The 22830-nt window shown below is 51.7% G+C and carries 21 protein-coding genes; 12 read left to right on the top strand and 9 right to left on the bottom strand.

All coding sequences use genetic code 11. The annotated features are described in order from the left end of the window. Window positions 1-120: 120 nt before the first annotated feature. From IPH59_17200 to IPH59_17150, 11 genes are all read left to right on the top strand, one after another. Entirely contained in the window at window positions 121-1554 is a 1434-nt protein-coding gene (locus IPH59_17200; protein MBK7093424.1) for an aldehyde dehydrogenase family protein, read from the top strand. Window positions 1555-1687: 133 nt separating this feature from the next. Then, a complete protein-coding gene (locus IPH59_17195) occupies window positions 1688-2431 on the top strand; it encodes a sigma-70 family RNA polymerase sigma factor (protein MBK7093423.1) in 744 nt (247 codons plus the stop codon). Continuing rightward, window positions 2428-3471 (top strand): serine/threonine protein kinase, encoded by a 1044-nt coding sequence (locus IPH59_17190; protein MBK7093422.1) that lies wholly within the window; start codon window positions 2428-2430, stop codon window positions 3469-3471. The genes IPH59_17195 and IPH59_17190 overlap by 4 nt, the downstream gene beginning before the upstream one ends. A gap of 69 nt (window positions 3472-3540) precedes the next feature. Next, complete coding sequence (locus tag IPH59_17185; GenBank protein ID MBK7093421.1) at window positions 3541-3906, top strand: hypothetical protein; 366 nt, start codon at window positions 3541-3543, stop codon at window positions 3904-3906. Between the two features lie 40 nt (window positions 3907-3946). Beyond that, window positions 3947-4297, top strand: a complete 351-nt coding sequence (locus tag IPH59_17180) for a VOC family protein (protein ID MBK7093420.1) — start codon at window positions 3947-3949, stop codon at window positions 4295-4297. A 179-nt stretch (window positions 4298-4476) separates the two neighbouring features. Further along, window positions 4477-5025: a hypothetical protein gene (locus tag IPH59_17175; protein ID MBK7093419.1), complete on the top strand. Its 549-nt coding sequence runs from the start codon at window positions 4477-4479 to the stop codon at window positions 5023-5025. 153 nt (window positions 5026-5178) lie between these two features. Continuing rightward, a complete protein-coding gene (locus tag IPH59_17170) occupies window positions 5179-6273 on the top strand; it encodes a PAAR domain-containing protein (protein MBK7093418.1) in 1095 nt (364 codons plus the stop codon). Between the two features lie 16 nt (window positions 6274-6289). Then, window positions 6290-9436, top strand: coding sequence for a hypothetical protein (locus IPH59_17165; GenBank protein ID MBK7093417.1), 3147 nt, complete (start codon window positions 6290-6292; stop codon window positions 9434-9436). A 26-nt stretch (window positions 9437-9462) separates the two neighbouring features. Then, entirely contained in the window at window positions 9463-9600 is a 138-nt protein-coding gene (locus IPH59_17160; GenBank protein ID MBK7093416.1) for a hypothetical protein, read from the top strand. A gap of 52 nt (window positions 9601-9652) precedes the next feature. Further along, window positions 9653-10870: a hypothetical protein gene (locus IPH59_17155; protein MBK7093415.1), complete on the top strand. Its 1218-nt coding sequence runs from the start codon at window positions 9653-9655 to the stop codon at window positions 10868-10870. Window positions 10871-10899: 29 nt separating this feature from the next. Continuing rightward, window positions 10900-11328 (top strand): DcrB-related protein, encoded by a 429-nt coding sequence (locus tag IPH59_17150; GenBank protein MBK7093414.1) that lies wholly within the window; start codon window positions 10900-10902, stop codon window positions 11326-11328. 81 nt (window positions 11329-11409) lie between these two features. Here IPH59_17150 and IPH59_17145 read toward each other — a convergent pair whose 3' ends face one another. The 8 genes from IPH59_17145 to IPH59_17110 form a co-directional block, all read right to left on the bottom strand. Continuing rightward, complete coding sequence (locus IPH59_17145) at window positions 11410-12630, bottom strand: cytochrome c3 family protein (protein MBK7093413.1); 1221 nt, start codon at window positions 12628-12630, stop codon at window positions 11410-11412. Next, window positions 12630-14621, bottom strand: coding sequence for a cytochrome c3 family protein (locus IPH59_17140; protein ID MBK7093412.1), 1992 nt, complete (start codon window positions 14619-14621; stop codon window positions 12630-12632). Before IPH59_17140 ends, IPH59_17145 begins: the two co-directional genes overlap by 1 nt. 34 nt (window positions 14622-14655) lie before the next feature. Further along, window positions 14656-16329, bottom strand: a complete 1674-nt coding sequence (locus IPH59_17135; protein ID MBK7093411.1) for a peptidyl-prolyl cis-trans isomerase — start codon at window positions 16327-16329, stop codon at window positions 14656-14658. Beyond that, window positions 16316-17374, bottom strand: a complete 1059-nt coding sequence (locus IPH59_17130) for a hypothetical protein (GenBank protein ID MBK7093410.1) — start codon at window positions 17372-17374, stop codon at window positions 16316-16318. Before IPH59_17130 ends, IPH59_17135 begins: the two co-directional genes overlap by 14 nt. Before the next feature lie 80 nt (window positions 17375-17454). Continuing rightward, complete coding sequence (locus IPH59_17125) at window positions 17455-18024, bottom strand: hypothetical protein (protein ID MBK7093409.1); 570 nt, start codon at window positions 18022-18024, stop codon at window positions 17455-17457. Between the two features lie 42 nt (window positions 18025-18066). Further along, entirely contained in the window at window positions 18067-18447 is a 381-nt protein-coding gene (locus IPH59_17120; protein ID MBK7093408.1) for a hypothetical protein, read from the bottom strand. Between the two features lie 430 nt (window positions 18448-18877). Further along, window positions 18878-20149, bottom strand: a complete 1272-nt coding sequence (locus IPH59_17115; GenBank protein MBK7093407.1) for a hypothetical protein — start codon at window positions 20147-20149, stop codon at window positions 18878-18880. 102 nt (window positions 20150-20251) lie between these two features. Then, complete coding sequence (locus IPH59_17110; GenBank protein ID MBK7093406.1) at window positions 20252-21118, bottom strand: hypothetical protein; 867 nt, start codon at window positions 21116-21118, stop codon at window positions 20252-20254. 5 nt (window positions 21119-21123) lie between these two features. On the opposite strand from IPH59_17110, the gene IPH59_17105 reads away from it, so the two are divergent. Next, window positions 21124-21300 carry a hypothetical protein gene (locus IPH59_17105; protein MBK7093405.1) on the top strand — a complete coding sequence of 59 codons (177 nt, stop codon included), beginning with the start codon at window positions 21124-21126 and terminating at the stop codon, window positions 21298-21300. A 36-nt stretch (window positions 21301-21336) separates the two neighbouring features. On the opposite strand, the gene IPH59_17100 is transcribed toward IPH59_17105, so the two are convergent. Then, window positions 21337-22458 carry an NHL repeat-containing protein gene (locus IPH59_17100; GenBank protein ID MBK7093404.1) on the bottom strand — a complete coding sequence of 374 codons (1122 nt, stop codon included), beginning with the start codon at window positions 22456-22458 and terminating at the stop codon, window positions 21337-21339. Window positions 22459-22830: the final 372 nt, after the last annotated feature.

Here is a 22830-nt window from a genome sequence, read left to right as displayed (position 1 = left end):
ATAGGTTTGATTGACATTTCAATCAAGCCTAATCGCATATCGACCATTCAATCACTTGCCAACCACGATATGAATTGATGATATTACAGCCGGATTTATTGTAGTCAATTCGAGGACTCGATGCTCAAGGACAAGTACCCTTATTACATAGCCAACCAACCTGTATTCGCCAACTCTGATCTGGAAGTATCCGACAAGTATTCCGGCGCCATCGTCGCCCGCGTCGCATTGGCTGACTCTGTCGCTATCGACCAGGCAATTTCAGCCGCAGTCTTTGCCGAAGAACCTATGCGCGCTTTGCCGTCATATCAGCGGCAAGCGATACTATACCACTGTGTCAAACGATTCGAAGAGCGCGCCGAAGAACTGGCCTTGGCACTTTGCGTCGAAGCCGGCAAACCGATTCGCGACAGCCGGGGCGAGGTTACCCGATTGATCGATACCTTCCGAATTGCTGCCGAAGAATCTGTCCGCATCAGCGGCGAAGTAATGACCTTGGACATAACACCTCGAGCCAAGGACTACACCGGCATGTGGAAACGTGTTCCTATAGGTGCCTGCTCGTTCATTTCGCCATTCAATTTCCCGCTCAATCTCGTCGCCCACAAAGTAGCAGCTGCCATAGCCGCAGGGTGTCCCTTTGTTCTCAAGCCGGCAAGCATGACGCCAATCGGAGCAATCTTGATAGGGGAGATACTCGCCGAGACTGACTTGCCGCAGGGCGCATTCTCAATCCTGCCTTGTCGTCGCGGCGGTGCAGATATGTTCACAACCGACGAACGCCTCAAGCTCCTCAGTTTCACCGGTTCACCTGCCGTCGGCTGGGATCTCAAGTCGCGCGCCGGTCGCAAGAAGGTGATTCTCGAACTCGGCGGTAACGCAGCCTGTATCGTTGACTCCGATACAGACCTCGATGACGCAGTCGCGCGCGTTGTCTTCGGCGCTTTCTACCAGTCCGGCCAGAGCTGCATAAGTGTTCAGCGCATCATCGTTCATGAGCAAATCTACTCCGACTTCTCCAAGAAACTTGTCGCCGCCACGAAGCAACTCAAACTCGGCGATCCTCGTGACGAGTCAACATTCATTGGTCCCATGATCTCTGAAGGCGAAGCTGACCGTTTGGAAACCTGGATCGGTGCCGCGGTCGCCGCTGGCGGCAAAATCCTCTGTGGCGGCCACCGCAGAGGATCAATGATGGAACCGACCCTGCTATCTGATGTCCCCAAAGACCAAATCCTCTGCACCCATGAAGCTTTCGGGCCCGTCGCGATCCTATCGAAGTTCTCCGACTTTGACTCTGCCCTAAACGAAGTCAATGACAGTCGCTACGGTTTACAGGCCGGTATCTTCACCCGCGACATCTACAAAGCACACAATGCATGGAACACTCTGCAAGTTGGCGGTGTGGTTATTGGAGATGTCCCTTCCTGGCGGGTCGATAATATGCCGTATGGCGGTGTCAAGGAAAGCGGCATTGGGCGCGAAGGTGTCCGCTGGGCAATGGAAGATATGTCTGAGCTTCGCTTGATGGTGCTCCGCACTCCGCCGGCATAGTTGTTGTCGTAGTTATTGACAATTCCTGATTTCCTTCGTATGTACTCTGTCAATATATTTGCAGAAATCCGATTCAATGTGTATTAAATGACTCCATTAATCAACGTTTCACGCCCCGATCAGGTAATCTACTGTGAGTGATCAGAATTTTTCGCCCGGCGGATTTCCACTCACTCGAAATTCTGCAATCGTCGCACTCAAGCAGGGAGATCCTGAACAACGCAAAATCGCGCTTGCCCGTGTTATCGAAATCTACCGGCCAGCCGTCTATAAGTACCTGCGTCTGCACTGGCACAAGGACGCCGACGCAGCCGCAGATTTGACTCAGAGCTTCTTTCTTCTGGCTCTCGAAAAGGAATTCCTCGCGGATTTCGACCCGGCGAAGGCGCGTTTCCGTACGTTTTTGCGGCTCTGTCTTGATCGCTTCGTCGGCAAGGAACACCAGTCAGCCTCGCGCATCAAACGCGGAGGCGATGTGCAGCACCTGTCTACTGACTTTGATTTTATTGAGCGCGACCTCGTCACGCCAAGGAACGCCCAAAACCTCTCGCCGGAAGAGCTTTTTGAGCAGGAATGGATTCGCAATCTTCTCAGCACTGCGGTCACTTGTCTAAAAGAGATTTATGAAAACTCGGGCAAGTCAACCCAGTTCAAGCTGTTCGAGTGCTATGATCTCCAATCACTCGACTCAAATGACAAGACCTCGTATCAGGAACTAGCGATCCAGTACAAAATCTCCGTCGAGACCGTTACTAACTACCTTGCAGCCGCACGACGAGACTTCCGCAGAATCGTCCTTGAGCAGATTCGCGAAATGACTGCCAATGATGAAGAGTATCGCGAGGAGGTCCGCAGCATTCTTGGAGTCGATCTGTGACCCAGCTTTCCGACGACAATCTCAATCATCTCCGGCGTTTAATCGACCAACCTGATTTCGAAGGCACAAAGTACGAGTTCATTCGCAAACTCGGTTCCGGCGGTATGGCATCGGTTTTTCTTGCCCGCGATTGCCAGCTTGATCGATTGGTCGCAGTCAAAGTTGTCTCTCTGGCCGAATCGAGCACAACACTGATAACACGGCTCACTCGCGAAGCCCAAATAGTCGCTCGTCTTGAACACCCCGGTATTGTCCCGATCCACGACTTTGGAACCTTGCCCGATGGCCGGGCCTACTACGTGATGAAGTACGTTGAAGGTGTCACACTCGAAGAGTTTGTCGCTCAAAACACCAATCGCGCCGATCTGTTACGCATCTTCCAGAAAGTCTGTGATGCTATTTCCTTTGCTCATTCACGCGGCGTAATCCATCGCGATCTCAAACCAGCCAATGTCATGATCGGCGAGTTTGGTGCGGTCTTGGTCATGGACTGGGGAATCGCCGCATTGCTTCGAAATGAGCCAATCGCGCAGTCTTCGTCGAGTACAACCATGGGGACAAACTCCGAAATTACCGCACATGGCACAATCTTGGGTACGCCCGCCTACATGTCGCCTGAGCAAGCACGCGGCGACAACGTTTCAATTGACCATCGAACCGACATCTATTCTCTTGGCGCTTTGTTGTACTTTATTCTTACCGGAAAAGCACCCTTTGCCGGCAATTCTGCCGAGTCAATCCGCCTTGCCGTCATGTCGGGAAACTTCGCCGCTCCCCGCCAATCAAATCACGATGTGCCTAAGGCGCTCAACGCAATTTGTCTGAAGTCGATGTCGTTGACGCCTGAGTCCCGCTATCACGCCAGCAGCCATTTGTCGCAGGAAATCACCAACTTCCTCGACCATTTGCCAGTTTCAGCTTACAGAGAAAATCCAATTGAACAAGTCACCCGTTGGATCATCAGGAATAAGGTGATTGTGCTGATAGTCATTGGCTATATGCTGGTACGATTCCTGATTTATTTGCGCGCGAGTATCTAAAGAAAAGCCTCGTTCCATGCAATAGATAAACAACAGACTGATTTGATAGATTTTGAAAGGAGACACGCAATGTCAAAACCCGTTCTGGGGCTGCTTTTGGGGGCAGTCCTTGGTGCCATCGATGGGCTAACCGCCTTGTTCTCAGCGCCCGAAACTACACCGGCGATCGCCGGTATCGTCATCGGTTCGACAGTTAAGGGCCTGCTCGCCGGCATAATCATCGGATTTGTGGCGCGCAAATATCAATCAATGAAAATTGGGATCATTGTTGGCCTTGTCGTCGGCTTTGCACTCGCCTTCTTGGTTGCCGCCATGCCCAACGAGCAGGGCGGACACTATTGGGTTGAAATCCTCATCCCCGGCACTCTCGTCGGTTTGATTCTTGGATTCCTGACCCAGCGCTACGGAAAACTACCCAGTCAGGCGACTCGATAAGTAAGTAGATCAATCACATACAAACAGTTTAGAGGTCAATATGGCTCAACCTGTAATCCACTTTGAAATCTCCGCGTCCAATCGCGAAAAGGCCGTCGATTTTTACTCCAAGCTATTTGACTGGAAAACCAGCGCCGCTCCCGGATTCGATTATTCTCTAGTCGAGCCGGCAGGCAACAATTCCATCGGCGGCGGTATTGGCGCTACTCAAGGCGGACAGAAACCATTTGTCACATTCTATGTCGGCGTCGACGACCTGCAGGCAACCCTCGACAAAGCCGAATCACTTGGCGCCAAAACAATCCTGCCCCCGACGCCAATTCCCGGAATCGGCGCTTGTGCGCTGTTTGCCGATCCGGACGGTATTGTCATTGGCCTTTTCAAGGGCTAATCGCAGCTAATTCAATGGCTTCGCGGAGTCGGAGGATCACTCCGGCTCCGCAATAGCCAGCTTTATCCCTATCCGAATTCTGCACATTCCCGCTCAGAAATCAGTCAACTTGTCCAATTGCAGACATCTGCTCCGAACATTATCTTATCTGGTCGATAATACAATTGGAGGAACTATAGTTGATTAACGTCGCGCAAAAATTCGTTCGCTTGGCTGTGATTCTAATCGTAGCCGCTATTGTCTGCGCGACTGATATTTATCAACTTGATGCCGCCGAACGGATCAGTATCGGTAAACGCTACGAGGGCGGCGTCGAATTTACAGCACGTCCCAATATCATGATTGCTCAGTGGAAAATGACAATCGACACGATCACTACCGAACAGACCCTTTACTATCGCGGTGAGCGCCCGGGACAAAAGATCTGCGTCGAAAGCCGTATCGTAGAACGCAATTCTCGCACGATGAAAGAAAAACAGGTATCGCTCGACTCGCTCAAATTCACGCTTGATTGCGAGGGCGACATGGTTTACAAGGTCGAACAGCTCACCCTTTCCATGCGCATCTCCGAAGGCAATCTGAAGTACACTGTTCTCAAAGACTGGGATACGATTTATATCGATCCCGATACGGCGCTCCAACGCTGCAGTCACGGTCACGAATGGATTAGTCGCAAAATCACCGACTGTCCCTTTTGTGGAGCCAAGTTTACCCGCTCCGAAGATTAGAATCATTTGATCTCCCGACAATTCCCGATTGACTCAATTCCAAAAGCGCAATAGATTCACCTCAGTCGCTGTCGTCAAGAAACATTGAACGACATCCGACTCCAGCCGACAATTCAGTTGTAATACTATGAGAGGATTCTATTAATGTCCCCGATGCCAGCAGCCCGTATGGGTGATTCCACCGCTCACGGCGGAACAATCGTCTCAGGCTTCCCGATGGTCCTCATCGAAGGGATGCCGGCAGCCCGTGTCACCGATATGCACGTCTGCCCGATGTTCGACGGTCCCAAACCGCATGTCGGCGGACCGATCCTCAAAGGCTCGATGGGCGTCCTCATTGGAAACATGCCGGCCGCTCGTGTCATGGACCAGTGCACCTGTGTCGGACCACCGGATATGATCATCAAAGGCGCGACTAAAGTCTTGATCGGCGATGGCGGTGCCGGTGGTGGTGGAGGTTCTGGATCCGGTGGCGGCGGCTCAGCTGATGCCCCTGGTCAAACCGCAGAAATGACCGAGATCGGCGAGAGTCAATCTGAGACTTCCCAATCAAGCGAACAGACTGAAGATCACTTTCTTGATGTCCAATTCGCTGACTCGGCTGGAAACCCCATTACCGATTGCCAGTACTCAATGACTGATCCCAACAGCAATGAAAGCGGCGGTATTCTCGGCGGTGGTGTCGCAGGAACAGGCGTTGAGCCCGGAAACTATGAGATTGGCCTCCATTCAATAATCAGCACAGTATGGTCTCAGACCAGCGCCAAAGTTGGAGAAACAGTCACAATGACTGCAGAGACCGCCGGAATCGACGATGGAACCAAAGCCCGCCTCGAAGTCTGGATTCACGACCCCAACTATTCAACCCGCATGCTTACCTGTGTCGAAACGCAAGTCAGCGGCAACAAGATCGAAGGCGACTGGAAAATCGAGATCAGCGATTCGCTCATACAAATTGTAGACGATAAAGAAAAAATCGGCCAATACTCGTCGCCGTCTTACTACTTCATCGCTGTCGCAAAGGGCTTTTCCAAGCGCTCCGGTATGCTTACCGTAACCGACGATGTAGAGATCACACTCAAGGATAAAGACGGCAACGCCGTTCCGGATAAGAAATACAAACTATATCTGCCTACCGGCGAGGTCCGGCAGGGAAGACTTGACGGAAGTGGCTATGCCAAGGAAACGGATGTCCCAGCTGGGCGAGTGCGTGTCGCATTCGACGTGCGCGATGAATCATGGAGTTGAGGTTTAATCAGTAATAATGCCGTCTTTTTTTGATAACATCATCGGAACCTTCAGCGACTTCCTCAGTCGCATCGGAGCAATAACCGGCACTCCCAACACTTTCTATCATCGATTGCTCACTGTGCATATTCTCGAAATGGAGGATGTGCTTTTCCATCTCGACAGTGCCGTAATGATGCCCGCTACTCCGCAAGGGTCGTCGTCTTCCGACGGCACCGGCGACGATGCCACCGATGCCGGAACTCAGCAGGAACAGAACCAGGTCTCCGGTCTGGCAGCGCTGGCAATCTGCTTCAAGCAATTCGAGTTCGATCCGAACAAGCGCCTGCTGATAGCCGGTCATACCGACACTTCCGGTCAGGCGAAGATGAACTTCGAACTTTCAGCACAGCGCGCGCAAAACATCCAATTCCTGCTTGAAGGCGATCGCGAACAATGGGCGACTATCTCAGAAAAACGCCACCGTATTGAAGACTATCAGCAGATCATGAAGTTTATCAAGCTCAGCACTCGCTGGGGCTGGGATTGCGACCCCATTCAAGTTGACAATACTTGGGGTGACAACACCAAAGGCGCCACAGAGCGCTTTATCGCCGCTTATAACAACTGGGTTCTTGCTGGACTTGCCCCTGCGGGAAGTCTACAACTGCCGCCTGATGTCTTCAATCGAATCAAGAATTCCGGCACACACAAATGGCCGATCGAAATGTGGCGCGCAGTCTACGACATCTATAATGACGAAATTGCCGCTAATCTCGGAGTAACGCGCGACAATATGGGACGGTATCGAAGCCTGCTCGCGTTTGCTGACGATCTCAAGAAAATGGTCGCCTGCGGAGAGTCATTTCCGCTCGACAACGCCGGCCGCGACAATTACAAATCCCAGCTCAACCGCCGCGTCGAGATACTCTTCTTCGATCAAGCAGAGATTCCTGTTCTGAACTGCCCGGCTCAGACCAATGCAATCCACACTCCAGCGGAATGCCCGCTCTGGCACAAATGGCATTTTTCGGCAGTCTACATTGACCCTAACGATCTTAACGCCGTCGCCTATCATCTGAAGTTTGTCTACTATGACCGGATCGCCAAAGCAATCAAAGAAGTCCCTGACGGCTTACCAATAAAGGTATTCGAAAACGGCACGACCGAGATACCTGCCCGCATTTCCTACGCCAATGGAGTCTATACCCTGAAGGTTCAGGACAATCCGGCGCGTACCGACTTGCATTTCACCTTTGAAAACACCAACAAGTATATCTTCACCGAAAACGAAACGGCGACGCCGGAGATTAGAACCGAACTGCCCGACGCAATCGCAGCCATGCCGCTCACTGTTCGAACAAAGTATTACGACTTGCCGGCCAAGTGGTCGTCAGTCAACTACTGGACTCGCTACCAATCTGATCTCGATGTTGGCGATCGTTTCCGTGTCGTAATGCAGACCCATCGCGGCCTTAAGCCCTTTGGCGGCAATTTCAGTGATCCTAATACGCCGCTGACATTCTCGCTCGACGACATCGTTCTGCTCGATGCAGTCGGCGGCACTCAAGACATCAAAGATGCCGATCACAGCCTTCCGCCGGTTGCCAAGAATCTAACGGCGCAGTCGCGGGTGAAAATACTCGTCGTCGATCCCGCCAATGGATTTCTCAAGCTCTTCAAACGCGGAGCTGATGCCAAATCTGCCCGAATACCATTCGCTAAGAACCTGATCACAGAAAAACTCGAAGATACCAAGACCGCCGCCATCATTCATTTTCGCGATGGCTTCTACCCGATTCGCTCACGACGCACTGTCGAATCCGCCAATTGGGAAACCAACGGCTTCGTCGTCGGAGCCCGCGCCGCGTTGCGCAGTGACCCCGATTGTATGCGCTCATTCGATATGGGCGGAACGAATGTCAACCGCGAATTCAGCTTCAGCGGTGACTATCAGTTCTTCTATTTCCATCACTTGCATCTCGAAGACCAGCACCCGATCTCTTATACGATCAACTATATAGCAATCTCATTTATGCGCGACACCCGCGCTGTCACTCCGCAGTATGACCCAACACCGATCCCGACCGGTGCCGACGTCTTGAAATTTGTCGACGAAGGCTGCTACAATGCGATGGATCGCTGGAACATGATTCAGTTTTTCCTCGATGAAGCGACGCCAAGTGCCACCTCGGAGCGCATCAAGCCCTTTTACTTCTACGACGAACGCGAAACCTTTGTCATATCCGATGCTGATACGCCTACGGGAGTTGACTTCGATACCGAAAGCAATTCTGAAGCGCTCTTCCAACATCCCAAGGTAACAGCCGCTCGAACCGCAGCTCTCGGCGGCAAGTCTCGATTCTTGGCCTGTATTTGCCGTGATGATCCCGGTAGCCGCTATGGACGTGCCTATCAGCATCAACGCCGCTTGTGGGGTAGAACCTATTCGTTCTTCATGATGAACAAATCTGCCTACGAGGATGTCGGTTCCGTCGGCGGTGTCGGTTCAACCGTGACAGAGCTAGGTCAGACATTCGGAGTTTTTACGTTGGCACACGAAATCGGCCACGCTATCGGATTACCAGACGAATACTTCTATCAGGAATTCGTGATCGAATACGATGATACTGCCGGACACCATCGCCGAATTTTCGGCAGCTATCGCCGCGATTTCGAGTGCTACTCCATGCCCGCCAATTCAACCTCGATGATGAAGGGCAATGTCGCGCCGCGAAATCACCATCTTTGGTACATTCTCTACAAAGTCAACTTCGAGGTTGCGAGCAACAACTGGCCCACATTCCACCCCGCTGCACGCCGCTTCGTTGTCAAGCTTGTCAGAGGCGGACAAGACCTAACTTATCATCGCGGAAATCTGACCATAAACGCCTCTGGCCAGCGTCGCCATACTCTTGGCTCACATACGTTGAACAACGACTTCGCGCTTCCGCAAGCCATCGACGAGCACTTCGATATCCCCGGCGCAACCGACAAACCGCCTGGCTTAACTGGGGAGGCAAGTATCGCCTTGTCGGCGGCACTCGCGGCATTGCCCGCGTCTTTCTACATTTCGTGCCCGGCTTCACTGACGCCAGCGATGCCAAGACAAACTACATTACTGAATTTCATCACGACAATGCTGATGCTGGTGATCCCAAGGTATTCATCCACAATCCGCTGATCGGCTCGAACAAGTTGCGAATCAAAATGAACGCTACGGCAGCCGAGACGGTACGATTCCTGCTCAATATGAGCGCTGGTCAGGATGAACTCGACGTACTTGAATTCGTGCGAGTTTGGGTCAATGACCAGCTTAGTGACACATTCACGCTGGAGCGAATCTAATCCAATGAAAGTCACTTTTCACTCTGTCATGGAAGGATTTGTAAGGTGATAAATGCGTATCTCGACTATAATTGCGTCGTGCACATTGTTGACGATCTCGCTGTTTACCCCCGGATGCGGGTCAGCAGAGGTCGCACAGGCACCCAAGGCGCTTAAGGACACTGCCATGACGAATGCGAAAATATTCAATGCTTTCGACTATTCCGATCTAAGGGCGACTTCCTATCTGCCGTTTGTTCCGGCGCAGGCGGCTCTCATCGTCTGGCCGAAAGACTCCGTCGTCTCTGCCGAAGCCAGACAACCGATTGGCTTTTCCTCTGTCGACGAAAAGCTACTTGTTCGCTATTCCGACTATCTCGAACTGCGCGAACGCGGTAACGGCAGTTTAATTTGGGGACGCGAGGTTCATTTCGGAGTCGATTGTCAGGCACTTCCGAACGGCGTTCTCACTCGCAATTTTGCCGGTTACTATCAAACTGTTACTTATGATTCCAAACTTATCGAAGGCGTATTCCTACCGTTCCTTGGCGAACGCACGCACTTGAATTGGGTTATCGCTGATTCCGCCGAAACTCGATACGCTTACGCCTCGGCGTCTGTCCCGGTTCACGGCCCAACCGGTACGCCGATCGAAGCCGCTGGTGTCTATGCGCGTTATCGCCCTGAAGACGAGCGACTTCTTTGGTTCTTCGAACGCCCCGGTCAATCTCGCGGTGCTCGTTTGACTTCCGATGGCGCAACCGTCTGTCTCGGAACCTACAATTTCATCGACATCTTTCCGGCAAACGCTGATTCGAGTACCAAGTTCAATTCACTGCCAGTGACTAATCTCCACGGCGTTTCCATCAATCACGAGGACAAGATTATCGCCGTCGACGACTTCGAAGACAAAATGCGTATGCGCTGCCTTGATCTGGCCGGCAAAGAGATCTGGTCTGTTTTCCTCAAGACCCAAGGCGAACTGGCTCAGCCGCCTGTTTCGGCGCCCGGCGCACGGACCTGGATCGCCGTCGGCAACACCATCTATCACTATGTCGAAGCGAATCTGATTTGGGAGTATACGATCCCGACCGCAGGCAAGATCTTCTTGACTGCCTGTTCAGACAATTCACTCCTGGTCGTCTGCGGTTCACTTTTCACGCGGCTTTCCGAGCACGGCGAGGCCATTGTCAATCGCGTCTTCGATGGCAAATTCACTTGTCGTCCACTGGTCGATAATCAGGGACGAGTCTTCCTCGGTGGCACACAGGGAATCCTCTGCCTCCGATAATCGTATCGTTCGCAATGGAGCAATGAACTATGTCAAAGTCAAACTTCCAATTCACGATATCCTTGCCTGATGGCTGGGAGGACAATTCCATCTTCACGTTCCTCGGTCCCGATAGCCATGGTGTCCGTCACATGCTCAATCTTACAATCGACAAGAATGTCGGTGACCACACTGTTGACACCTATGCTCGCGAACGCATCCAACTCACCCAGCATTCAATCGGCAGTGCCGATACGCTCAAAGATGCTCCCCGTACATTACCGAGTGGTTTACCGGTGCACGAGTGGATCTATAAAACCGTAGTAGTCGATGGCAAAGCTCAGTTCCACCAACAGATTTACGCCGTCATCGACAAGCGCGGTTATACCTTCTCAGCAGTCTACTCAAAAATGTCCTTCAAACTACTCGCAGGTCAGGTCGAGCAAATCATCGCCTCGTTTATTCCGGCGACAACCTAAGACTGCATTAGTAGCAAAACACCAAGCGCCGCCTCGATTTCCAAGGCGGCGCTTCTTTTTGCGTTATTGCGAGAATCTTCGTCAGCGTTTATGACACTGAATGCACAAATCCATATCGGGATTGAAGGCAAGATAGAATTCCTGTCCCGATCCGTGCATCTTATGGCAGCTTAGGCAATCCAGCGTCGAATTGGTGCGTTTGTCAATTACTTCTCCACCCATCGGATGCGAACCTTTATGCACATCTTCGTGGCAGGTCCTGCAAAGCGCCATAGCATCCTTGTTGACCAAGTACCGCTCATTATCTGCACCGTGGGGCGAATGGCAGATTGAACAATCTTGATCGACATGTGTCATGAACTTCGCCTTGTCCTTAACCGGTACATCTGTGAAGTGGCACTTGGTGCACATCGTCTGCTGGCTGGAGCTCAGCAATGCAGAGACATTCGAAGCATGCGGATTATGACAATTGGTGCAGGAGTTCTCACCCTCCAAGTGTGCGTGATACTCCGCCTTCTTGTCGGCTTTCTGATCTTCATGGCAAGTCAGACAGGTGTTAGCTACCCCTCCGGCAATTGCAAACGAACCGCCCGATTGCGCTCCCGCCGCGTGACAAGCCGAGCACTCGCCGCCTTCAAACGGAGCATGTTGATTCGCCATCAACAGACCTTTGTTAGACGACGCATGCGGATCATGGCACGTCGAGCAATCGGCGCTCGATAGATTGTATCCCTTGTGCGTGGCTGTGAACTGCGCATTCTGCGGATGACAATCAAAACAAAGCTGCGGCACATCCTTGGCGAGAATACCAGCATTGGCTGATCCATGCGGATCATGGCATTTCATGCAATCCTTACCGGCAACCGGCGAATGCACGCGCGTCTGCTTCAGCCACTCGGTGACTGCCGGATGACAGCTCATACAGAGAGCGCCCTGCGATTGCACCAATTGATTTCCGAAATCGGAAGCATGTGGATCGTGACACGAAAGACACTCGCCGTTAATCACCGGCTGATGTTTCGCCGCCAATTCGTCAAGTCCCTTGAGGTCTTCATGACAGCTCAAACACAACTTATCGACTTTATCATTGAGCAGCGTCGCATGACGCGAAGCGTGCGGATTGTGGCAATCCGAACATTTCCCGCCGGCAAATGCAGTATGCTGGCTCTTCTTTGCGTGCTCATCCTTGACATCTTCATGGCAGGTGTAGCACACATCCGGCTCATTGACTTTAACGCTCTGCGCGAACAATAGGGAAGAGGCTGCGCAGAATACGGCCAATAGGAAAGGTATCTTTTTCATTACTTCTTGCCTCCGTCCTGCGGAACATCTGTGTGACAAGCGTCGCACGAACCGCTGGAGAAGGGATCATGAGTATTCTTCTGAATCAATCGTTCATCCTTTGAGCCGTGTGGATCATGACACTTCCGGCAGTCGATCTGGCTTCCCGCAAGTCCGAGATGCTTTGACTTGAAATCCGTATCGTCGCCGTCATGACAGGTCAGGCACTGCGCTGGCATCCCTTCGGTCAACAGGCTGACGAATCCGCTCGAATGCGAGCTGTGGCAGCCGCTGCATTCATCCTTTGCCGGCGCGTGTGCCACTCCCTTTGTGACCAACTCGTTGATATCTTTGTGACAGCCCAGGCAAAGCCTTGGTTCCTTGTCGAGCAGCAGATTCTTAATCTTGCCGGAATGCGGTTTATGACAGCTCGAGCATTCGCCCGCGACCACCGGATGATGCTTACTCACTGCATTCGCTGCGATGACATCCGAGTGACACTCGCCGCACAATTCGGCCGGAGCCGCGGTCAATAGTCCCTTGAACTTCGTCGCGTGTGGCGCATGGCACGAACTGCATGTGCCCTCTTCGAACGGCGGATGAATCACCGTGTTGGTGCTGTCGGAAATGACCGCTTGATGGCAAGTCCCGCACAACTGATCCTGCGTCGCCGATAACAACGGCGCAATCGCAGATCCGTGCGGATTGTGACACTTCGTGCAGTCGCCCGTTCTAATCGGCATGTGCACACTGGCTAATCCCAGCCACTCATTGACGTCGCTGTGACAACTTGTGCACAACTCTGATTGATTTGTCTTGACCAGCTTCGGATACAGCGACCCATGCGGCGAATGACAATCAGTGCAAAGTCCATCAGTAAACGGAGCATGCGGGCTCGCCGCTGTTGCCAGCGCTTTCAAATCGCTGTGACAGTCGAGACATAGCGTATTCGTCTCTTTCGTCAACAGATGCGATTTGGTTTTTCCATGTGCCGTATGGCATGTTGAGCAATCTTCCATCACCGGCTTATGTGAGGATACTCCCCGCACCTGCGCTTGCACATCGTCGTGACACTCCATGCACAACGTCGATTCCTTGGCTGTCAGCAGCATCTTCTGCGACGATCCATGTGGATTGTGACAAGTCATGCACTCGCCCTCGGCAACCGGAGGATGACTCCCCGGCGGTGCTACTTCGCTTTTATCATGACACGTCACACACAGGGCATTGCCGTCATCAGTAGTGGCAAACGGTTTGGAGTCTGTCGGCGCGTTGTGACACGTCGAACACTCTCCACCCTCAACCGGCGCGTGTATCGAGCTGGCAAACAACTTCGGTGAATCCGATGAATGCGGCGAATGGCAAAGCCCGCAGTCCTTGTCGGCAACCGGATACTCTCCGTGTGCCGCCGCAAAAGTCGGCGTTTTCGGGTCGTGACAATCCGCGCAAAGAGTCGACTGGTCTTTCTTAAGTAGCGCTTTGTGATCGCTTCCATGAACTTCATGACAAACAAAGCAATCCTGATTCATCGGAGCATGAACTATTTTCTTTTCGTATTCGCTGCGGTTGTGACAGGTGAAGCACAGCTCCTTGGCGTTGCTAACCAGCAATCCCTTGTGGTCGGCGGCATGCGAACTATGACAAACCGAACAGTCTCCGGTCTTCGCCGGAGCATGAATAACCGCCTTTTCCATTCCCAATTCAGTTTTGTTGTGACACTGATAGCATAGCGCGGCGCCCGTCTCCTTGAGACGCAACATTCCCACCAGTCCGTGCGGTTTGTGGCACGATAGACAATCCTTGTCATCGAACGGCTTGTGTTTCAGTTTCCCCTTGAAATCGCCGGTCGAATGGCATTCGAGACAATTGCCTTCCGAAGAGAATCGCTTCCCGCGTTTTACCTGCGCATTGACATCTGTCAACGCCGAAGACCCGGCCAACACCAACAAGAGAATCGCAGCCGTGTATCTGAAAACAGCCAGATGCCGCTCTATGAAATTTACTTCCTTCACTACCTTTCTCTCATTCTGCCCGCAACCCATATGTTTAATTCTCGGCGCCGAGATACTTCTCGATTGCCTCGTCAAACATCACAATTTCCGAACTCGCCTTAAGTTGTGCCAGCGTCTCATCGAGCAAGGTCGAAAACTTGCGCTGGAACATCACTTCGCGGATGTTTATATCGACTTCCTCAAGAGTCTTCAACCTGCCTTGTTTGCGATCCAACACCTTGAAAATGACCCAGCCCTCCGAAGTCGGATATGCATTTGAGCTTTGCCCGGGAGTCAGTTTCGCCAAGTCGGCTTGTATCGACTTCGGGAAAGCATCCATCGACGCGTCGATGCTTTGCTCGGCCATCTCTTTTGCTCCCTTGCGGAACTTGTCGGCAACATAGTCAAAATCGGCCCCATCCTTGAGCAGCGCTACCGAACTGTCGGCGCGCTCCTGCCCGTCAATGAGAACCTGCCGCAAGGTCAATTGATCAGGCTCGCGAAACTTATCCTGATTCTCATCATAGTATTGCTGGAATTCATCGTGATTGAATTTGATACGCGAAGCTACGGTCTCTTTCAAATAGACCTCTATCAGCACGCTATCCCTTGTCGATTCCAATCTTCTGTTAATCGAAGACAAGGTGTCCAGTTTGGACTCGAGACCGGCACGATACAAAAGTTGATCTTCTACCAGCTTATTCAGCGACTTGTAAAGAAGCGTGTCGATTGCCGTTGTCGCCTGCGACATCGCCGAGTGCGCTGTCTCTTGGCGAAGCTCTAACTCAGACACCACTGGTGTGCCCGAAAACTTGGCCACTGGACGATCACTGCCGCGCTGAAAGGTCGAATCCAATACCGAAGCTGTGCTGCGCGCAATCTCTGTCATGGCTGTACTATCTACTTCCAATCCATACTTACCGCCCAGATTCTGGACGAGCTTATTCCATTCATCGAGTTTCTTCGTATCGCGAAGCATTGCTTCGATGTACCCGCGCATTCCGGCCAGTTCGGCTGTGTCTGCCGGTGCGGTTTCCTCCACTCGCATTATGCAATAGACCGCGCGATAGGGGAAAGGTCCGATTAACTCGCCGGAGCCGGCATCATTCAAATGTCTCCGCAGTTCCTCCTCGACAGTGATCCAATATTTCATCGATTGAAAACCGCCCACGTACTTGAACATGTCTACCGAGTACAGCTTCGCCAGACTGTCCATTGGCGTGCCCTGGCGAATCTGTTGCGCCAATGAATCAGCCTGCGCCTTGCCCTCAACTGACAGCGTGCGTACCCGCACCTTGTGGTAGTTCTCCGCAAAATATTTCATCACGCTCTTGTCGCTCACTGTCGTGTCCGGGATGAAGTTGTTCCGGATATAGACATTGCGCACCCAATTCTGTTTGCGCTCGTAAAGAAGGCGCGTAACATACTCGTCATCGTCAATACCGAGCGCTTCAGCTTCCTGAACAATCAGTCTGTCATTGACCAGCTTGTTCAACAGCTTGTGATAATCAAATGCGCCTTTGTCGGCCGTTGACATCGCCGAGTGCATCTTGGCAAAAACGGCGTCTATATCCGATGTGAATATCGAATCGCCATTCACGATCGACAATACCGCCCGTTCGGATTTCACTTGAGCCTGTGCGTTCACAGCCAATACCGAAAACACCGCTATTGCCGTCAGCAGTCGCAGCAATACCGTGCTGCCAGTCCGGCATCTATCTCTTTGCATTCTGATCTCCATCCGTATCTGTTTGTAACGCGGCCGGTGTTTTTGCAAACCAGCCTGCGATAAGTTCATCCCAGCTATCTCTCAACGCTTGACGCGCAACCTCGCCAATTGCCGATACCCGGCCTGCGCCGAATATTGTCTCGCGTGCCGAGCCATCGCGCTCTATTGAAAGAGAGGACATGACCTCTCCGCTGTTCGGATTTATGCTTCGTATCGTAAACTCAATTTCGGGCACAGCTTCAATCGAAACGCCGCGATTCGGTAGAAATCGGGTCACTGTGCCGGTAACAACAATTGCCACGCCATATTCGTCTCTTAAAATCGCCAATGCACTGTCGCTGGTGCCGCCCTGAAAATCTGCGGCAAGTCTTGCCCGTATCCGTGACAACTCGCCCGGCTCTACAACGTCATATCCGCGCCGCCATGCTTCTTCGATCATTGCATTTGTAACAACTGCGTCAGCATTCGGTACGTCCGTGCTGTTATCAAAACGCACGATAGCGATTCTGCCTTCCTGCATCAATTTCAGGTCATTCTTGGTCGGCTTGTGTTTCGGCTTGCGACCTTGTTCCGAAAGCTCCGGCATCTTCGCGATGAGTGTCTTCACTACCTTGGCCGTAAGCTCCTGTATGTTTGTCAGCCGTCCCACTCCAAACAATCCTGCCTGATCCTCGCCGGTTGTGGAGATACAACCCGCCCAGATTACTCTGTGAGTCGAGCAATCGTAGGCGCGAAAACTTACTGAGACCTCCGGATTTACCTGTTCCAGATATATGTCCAATGACCCGGTCATCAAAATCTCAGCCCCTGCTTGCTCCGCAATCTGGTCTGAACCGGCGCTGTCAATTTCGCCCACCAAGCGCAGTCGTGTAGCGCGCATTCCTGCTCGCAAGCTGTCATTGTCCACCAGATCATAACCCATCTCAGAGAGGTTCTCGCGAAGTAAATTCGTCACCAAATCGTGCGCCTTGAGGCTATTGGAGTAATTGGCTAACGGGACAATCGCGATCTTTGGCAGATCATCATTTGCCTCCGCGTTTGTCATCGATAGAGGACCAAAAAGGCAAAACATCATTAGTATTGCCAGAAGGCTCCGCGACGATTTTGCTTGGGAGGTCATATCGATTAATCTACCAGGGTCTTGATAACTTTGCGGACACACTTGCGGGCAACTTCGCTCTGCGATTTCTCGCTCGTTCCAAAGAGTGAAGAGAAAAACCCCTTACTACCTTCGGTATGGGTCGCCGACCAGACAGTCTGAGCGCTTTCGGTCTCAACCATGCGAACATCCAAAGTCACAACTGTTTCGCCGTTACCTGCGCTCCGCAATCCCGATGACTCATTCACTGCTCCGAGAATCAGACCCTGGACCCCAAGCGCCTTTCCCAATTGCTTAGCTTGATCCTCCGAAATCATGTCTGAACGTGTCAAACTCATCTTCGAAAGGGCAAGCGACACTTCTCCCGGCTCAACCACATCAAAAGCGTCGGCTGCGAGCAATTCGGTGATAAATAGGTGCGTAACTCGTGCACTCGCGCCTTGATCGTTCGACAAATTCTCAAATGGAATGACTGCCACCTTCTCGACGAAATTGAAATTATAGTCGCGGTGGACGAACACTGTCGAGCCCATTCCGGAGCAACCGGCGAGAACCATTAGAGCGGCGAGTTGGCGTCGCCAATCCGGTCTGTTCAATCCAGTCTTCCCAATCCCATTCGGACCTCTACAATCCTGTTCTCAAACCGACTCGAACCGAACGGCCGGAGTTCCGCTGCTTGTCGGCAAGTCGTTCTCGCTGTAGCCGCCAGATAGGAAAGTGCGGCGCGACAACGAATATTCCACTTGCGCGCTATACCGTTCACTTCGCGAACTTGTACCGTTTTGATATTCAGTGATGGAGACTGTCCCGCTCGTGCTGATCTTGGCTGAAAGAGCCCAGGAGATGGAATAGTCGTGACTGATTAAGCGCGTCTGGCCATCATTGGTCAGATTCAAACTGCCCCGGATCTGAATATTATCAGTCACCGCATAGCCAAAGGTAAAGTTGTATTGATTCTTGCTGCGCTTAAAGCTGCTCAAATCGCGGAATTCTCTGATGAGGATAACTCGTGGTCGCATCGATCTTCGCCGGTAACCCTTCCGTGCAGGTTGAACCCGATAGCTCCATGAATCAAATCCTGTATTCCCGGTCATCGACGTGTTCCTTCCGCCTGACACTTCTTGCACCACTTCCAGTCGCGGCAACAGGTTTCCCCGGGACCGCATCGTTCCATAATTGATCTCCTGGGATTTTACCGACGCAATATAGTTGTCACGATGGATCAAGGATACGGAAAACTCAAAGTTTCCAGAGGGTTTGTACTGAATATTATAGTTTCCCGAGAAAATCTTGTCGATATCGACTTTTGATAACTTCATAGTACCTACAATCCAATTTGGATTCGTCCATTATGGGAAGTCAGTTGATTGATTCCGAGTTTACAAGGAATAGTACGTCTCATCCCGTGCCTGCTCGACGATCCGCCGGCGTCTCGGCGTAGCGAGACTACTAGGCGTTCGCAATCCAATGCCGTGTTATATTGTTGGTCAGATTGGCCGTGTGAACTGTCTGATTTCTGCTCGTCGTTCCCGCAGCTGATACTCGCATCATCGCTGCAAATTCGGTGACATAGACCGTATCATTCTCGTTTAGTCCCTTGTTGAGCACCTTGACATAACGGGCTTTTGTCTGCTGAAAACTGATCTCATAGCGGCTGAACCCCGGACTATATGTCGAAGTTGCGCCTGCAATTGGTTCCCAGATTGTGTTATCGTCAGACCGATAAACGTCCCAGCGAACATTATTGCCCGAAGGCCTGTCTGTATAGACATATAGGATATCAACCTCGCGAAGATACCCAAGGTCGCTTCCGATATTCTGATTCACATTATTGTCGCCGATATCGATCAACGGATCTGCCGGCGATGCAAGGTTGCCGTCAATCAGAGTGTTCACTGTATCCAGTGATCCGACCTCAGGTGTGGCGTCATTGCTGTAAAGGCCGAAATACGACGGTATCGGGCGCGGAAACGGATCAAATGCCAAACTCCTGTCGCTGTCATTTCTGTATGTCAGGCCGTAACTGACTGTCGATCGAATCTTGCCGTCATAAAACAGACGCGTGTGATCAAATCGTATGTCGTGTGCATTGTTGCTCTGTTCAACCTGCTGGGCGCGATCAAGCGTGGTGCGGTATGAGTAGTTGTAGTTTACCGAGGTTGACTTGTTGGAATACCCGACACCGACTCCGAGAGAGCGGTCGCGAGTGTCGCGGTCCGCAAGATTAGCTTTGTTGTAAAGGAGGTCTTGTTGTGCTCGGGCTCTGATCCAGGGATATCCGACCATTTGTGATGTAACCGAAAATCCGGCGCTCTCACTGATTAGGTGCGAGGATTGATCGTTACTTCGGGAATCGCGGCGAATGCCCTGCAAGGATGCGCTCAGTCCGCGCCCATTCCAATGCAGCTCACCGGAGGGCTGCAATTCGCTGCGCCATGAATTTGCGCCTGCTGTCTCGTTACCGCCGAAATTAAAATATCGCAACGAAGCCGTCGATGATAGTTCGCGCAGAATCCGCTTCTGCCAACTCACTACATATTCTTGGTCAACATTTTCTTGAGATGCGCTGTCCTGTTCTGCAAGACTGTAGCCGAGACGCATTTCTGCCGTAACGTTGTTGGAAATCCTTGCAATGAGCGGAGTCGATGCAAGAGTCATCAAGATGATTGAGGCGGTCAACCATGCGACCATTCCACTCATTTTGATGCCTTTCTTTCTCATCTCCGCATCCTGCTTTCTCAAAAAACGCCCGACCATGAGGGCCGGGCGTTTTGGTTTTGCCCTATTGGGCTCAAAGGTCACTGAATATGACCGTCATTCTAATTACGGGCGCGGGGCGTCGCCTGCGTCCTTCACATGACACTTGTTGCACAGCGAGCGCTGATTGACACCGTACGGATTCGGGATCTTGTACGAACCGGAAACCAAACCGTCGTTTTCAACAAACTGCTGTGTGAAGTCCCAACGACCGGCATTTTGAGCTGAAGTCGCATGGGCTCTGTGGCAGGAGATACAGCTAACTTGGCTAGCAGCCGTCGGGCCGTTAGTTGAAGTCACGGTAGCAGACGGATCTTCGAACGGAACAGCAGCCAAATAGGCTGTCGCTTGGGTTCCACCGTTCGGGTTGTCAGTGCCCATGTACGCATTGTACGCGTTGGCGATTGATGCGCCAAGGGTCACGCCGGATTTGTGGATCAGCTTGGTGTTGTTGTTATGGAAATCACCATGACAGTTCCAGCACCAGGCACCCATGCCGCTCTTATAAGCGGTGTGGTTGGCGTTCGTTTCGCCAGCGCCAACAGCATGAACATCAATACCTTCGGCAATCGGAGCCGGATTCAGGAACAACGCAGCGCCGTCCTGGACCATTCCTACGCCGTAGAGCAGTCTGAAGTTCTGATTGCCATGCGGGTCGTGGCAGGACGAACATTCAAGTCTGTTGGCCGGGAAAGCACCACCAGGAGAGGTGATAAGCGTTCCGTCCGGGCCGACGCCTTTCGACGGGGCATTGACCGTATGACCGGCTGCTCTGCCGGGAATGAAATTGGCAGGAAGATTGCCGTTACGACCGTCGTTAATATTGTCTTCCATAAGGAATACAAAGTTACCAGCGCCAGCAAGTGCCGGCGGAACCAACGGGTCGTTACCCCACACCGCGCCAAGGCCGGTGGCATGGCAGGAGAGGCACATATCCGTTGCTGATGCTTTTTCAGCAGGTACGGATTGCCGTTTGGATGGGCTGGATCAACCAACGCACCGTCAACGCTATTGTGCATCGTGTGGCAACCGCCGCAATAGGCTACGCCGCCATCATGAAATGCGAATGCTGCGCCGGAAAACAGCGTCAAAAACGCGAACGACACAACAAGTAACATAAGCTTACGCATGTAAAACCTCCGAATAAAAACTCAAAAACTAAACGAGCGTGAATACATCAAAGAATTTTGGATTTCCAGACTCACCTCCTCTTTAGTTGCTTCAAGCAGCAAAGGCTGAACTTGTGATGATGTTGGCAAACTCACGGAAGATTTCACTTTTTCCGCGATGAATTGCGGCAACCCACACACCTGGACTCGGCTCAAATAGCCTTGGCTGATGTAGATCTTGCCAAGTTTATCCGTCGCCAAGTACTGTGGATGGTAAAACCACCCCAGACTGTATCCCATCCCGCCGAATTCGCCGAGGAAGCTGCCTTCCGTCGTGAAGCAAACTACGTTGAAACGATGCTTATCGAGAATCACAACGATTGAATGATCAATAACATCGACCGCCGTGGGGAAATTCAACTCGCCTACTTTGTTGCCTTGATTGCCAATTGTCCGAACAAAGTTGCCTGAAAGGCTGTACACGTACACATTGCTCAAGAGCGGAACCGGTAGATAGAAAAAGTCTGCATCAATCCGCGGCGATCCCAGTATGATCTCCCGGCGTTCCTTTTCCGTCAGATCCCCCAAAATGCTGAATTCGCCCAGATACTGCCCTTGACCGTCAACCTTAACGACGAGATTGTTCGATCCCATCAGCAGGTAAAGGTTGTCTGAATCATCTATTGAAATGCGGATTATGTCGAGCCGAACGGAATCTGGCAGGGAAGTCACTTCAAGCCGTCCCATGTAGCTTCCGTCATAATCAAACTTAAACACCGACCGTCCGTTGCGCACACTGGTGCCGACGACAAAAATGTATCCCGTCGAGCTTACGACGATATCCGTCGGGCTGCCAAACTCCTCGCGCCCCGAAAAGTCGAACTTGAATACTCCCGAAGTGTCAAACACTGCAATCCGATTGTTGCCGGTATCGGTCACATAGACTTCGCTGAATTTCTTGTCGATATAAACCTGCTCTGGGCGGAGCAGGGAATTGCTGGTGCCCGGAGGATCCAGCTCCCGTACAAACTCGGCTGGGACGGAAAGCTCGCTTTGCGCCATAACTGAAGCGGTCAGAATCAAAATGGAAAAAACGACAACAAGGCTAAGCGCGGTCATTATAGTCCGAGTCTCAGAGCTTATCTGATTCTTGCGATTCAACATGTCAACTTCCACAAGCATGACTAACCTTATGTAACAGGACTATATGTGAATTAATTCACAAAACGATTTACGGGAAACTCGTACAGGCTGAATCCAGTGAGACTCAGCGCCAACGCAAAGTAAATAGGAGTTTTCTATGTGATTATTTTCACAAAGATGACTAAAAAAGTATTCAGTATGTCGGAAGAAACTGTACAATTCAGTTACCTCAAAACCTCAGCAAAACCTACTTGGGGCAATAATAGACAGAATAGTCAGAAAAAGCAAGCGGAAAATGCGACCTTTTTGTATCTTTTTTAATGGAGTAGATGATACAAGATGTCAGATATCGGAAGTCTGTCGATTTAATGGATAGGGAATTAGTGCGTTATC

This window comes from bacterium (genome assembly GCA_016708315.1).
Classification (GTDB): domain Bacteria; phylum Zixibacteria; class MSB-5A5; order CAIYYT01; family CAIYYT01; genus JADJGC01.
Note: the sequence above shows the minus strand (reverse complement) of the source record. Positions and strands in the feature narration are given on the sequence as shown.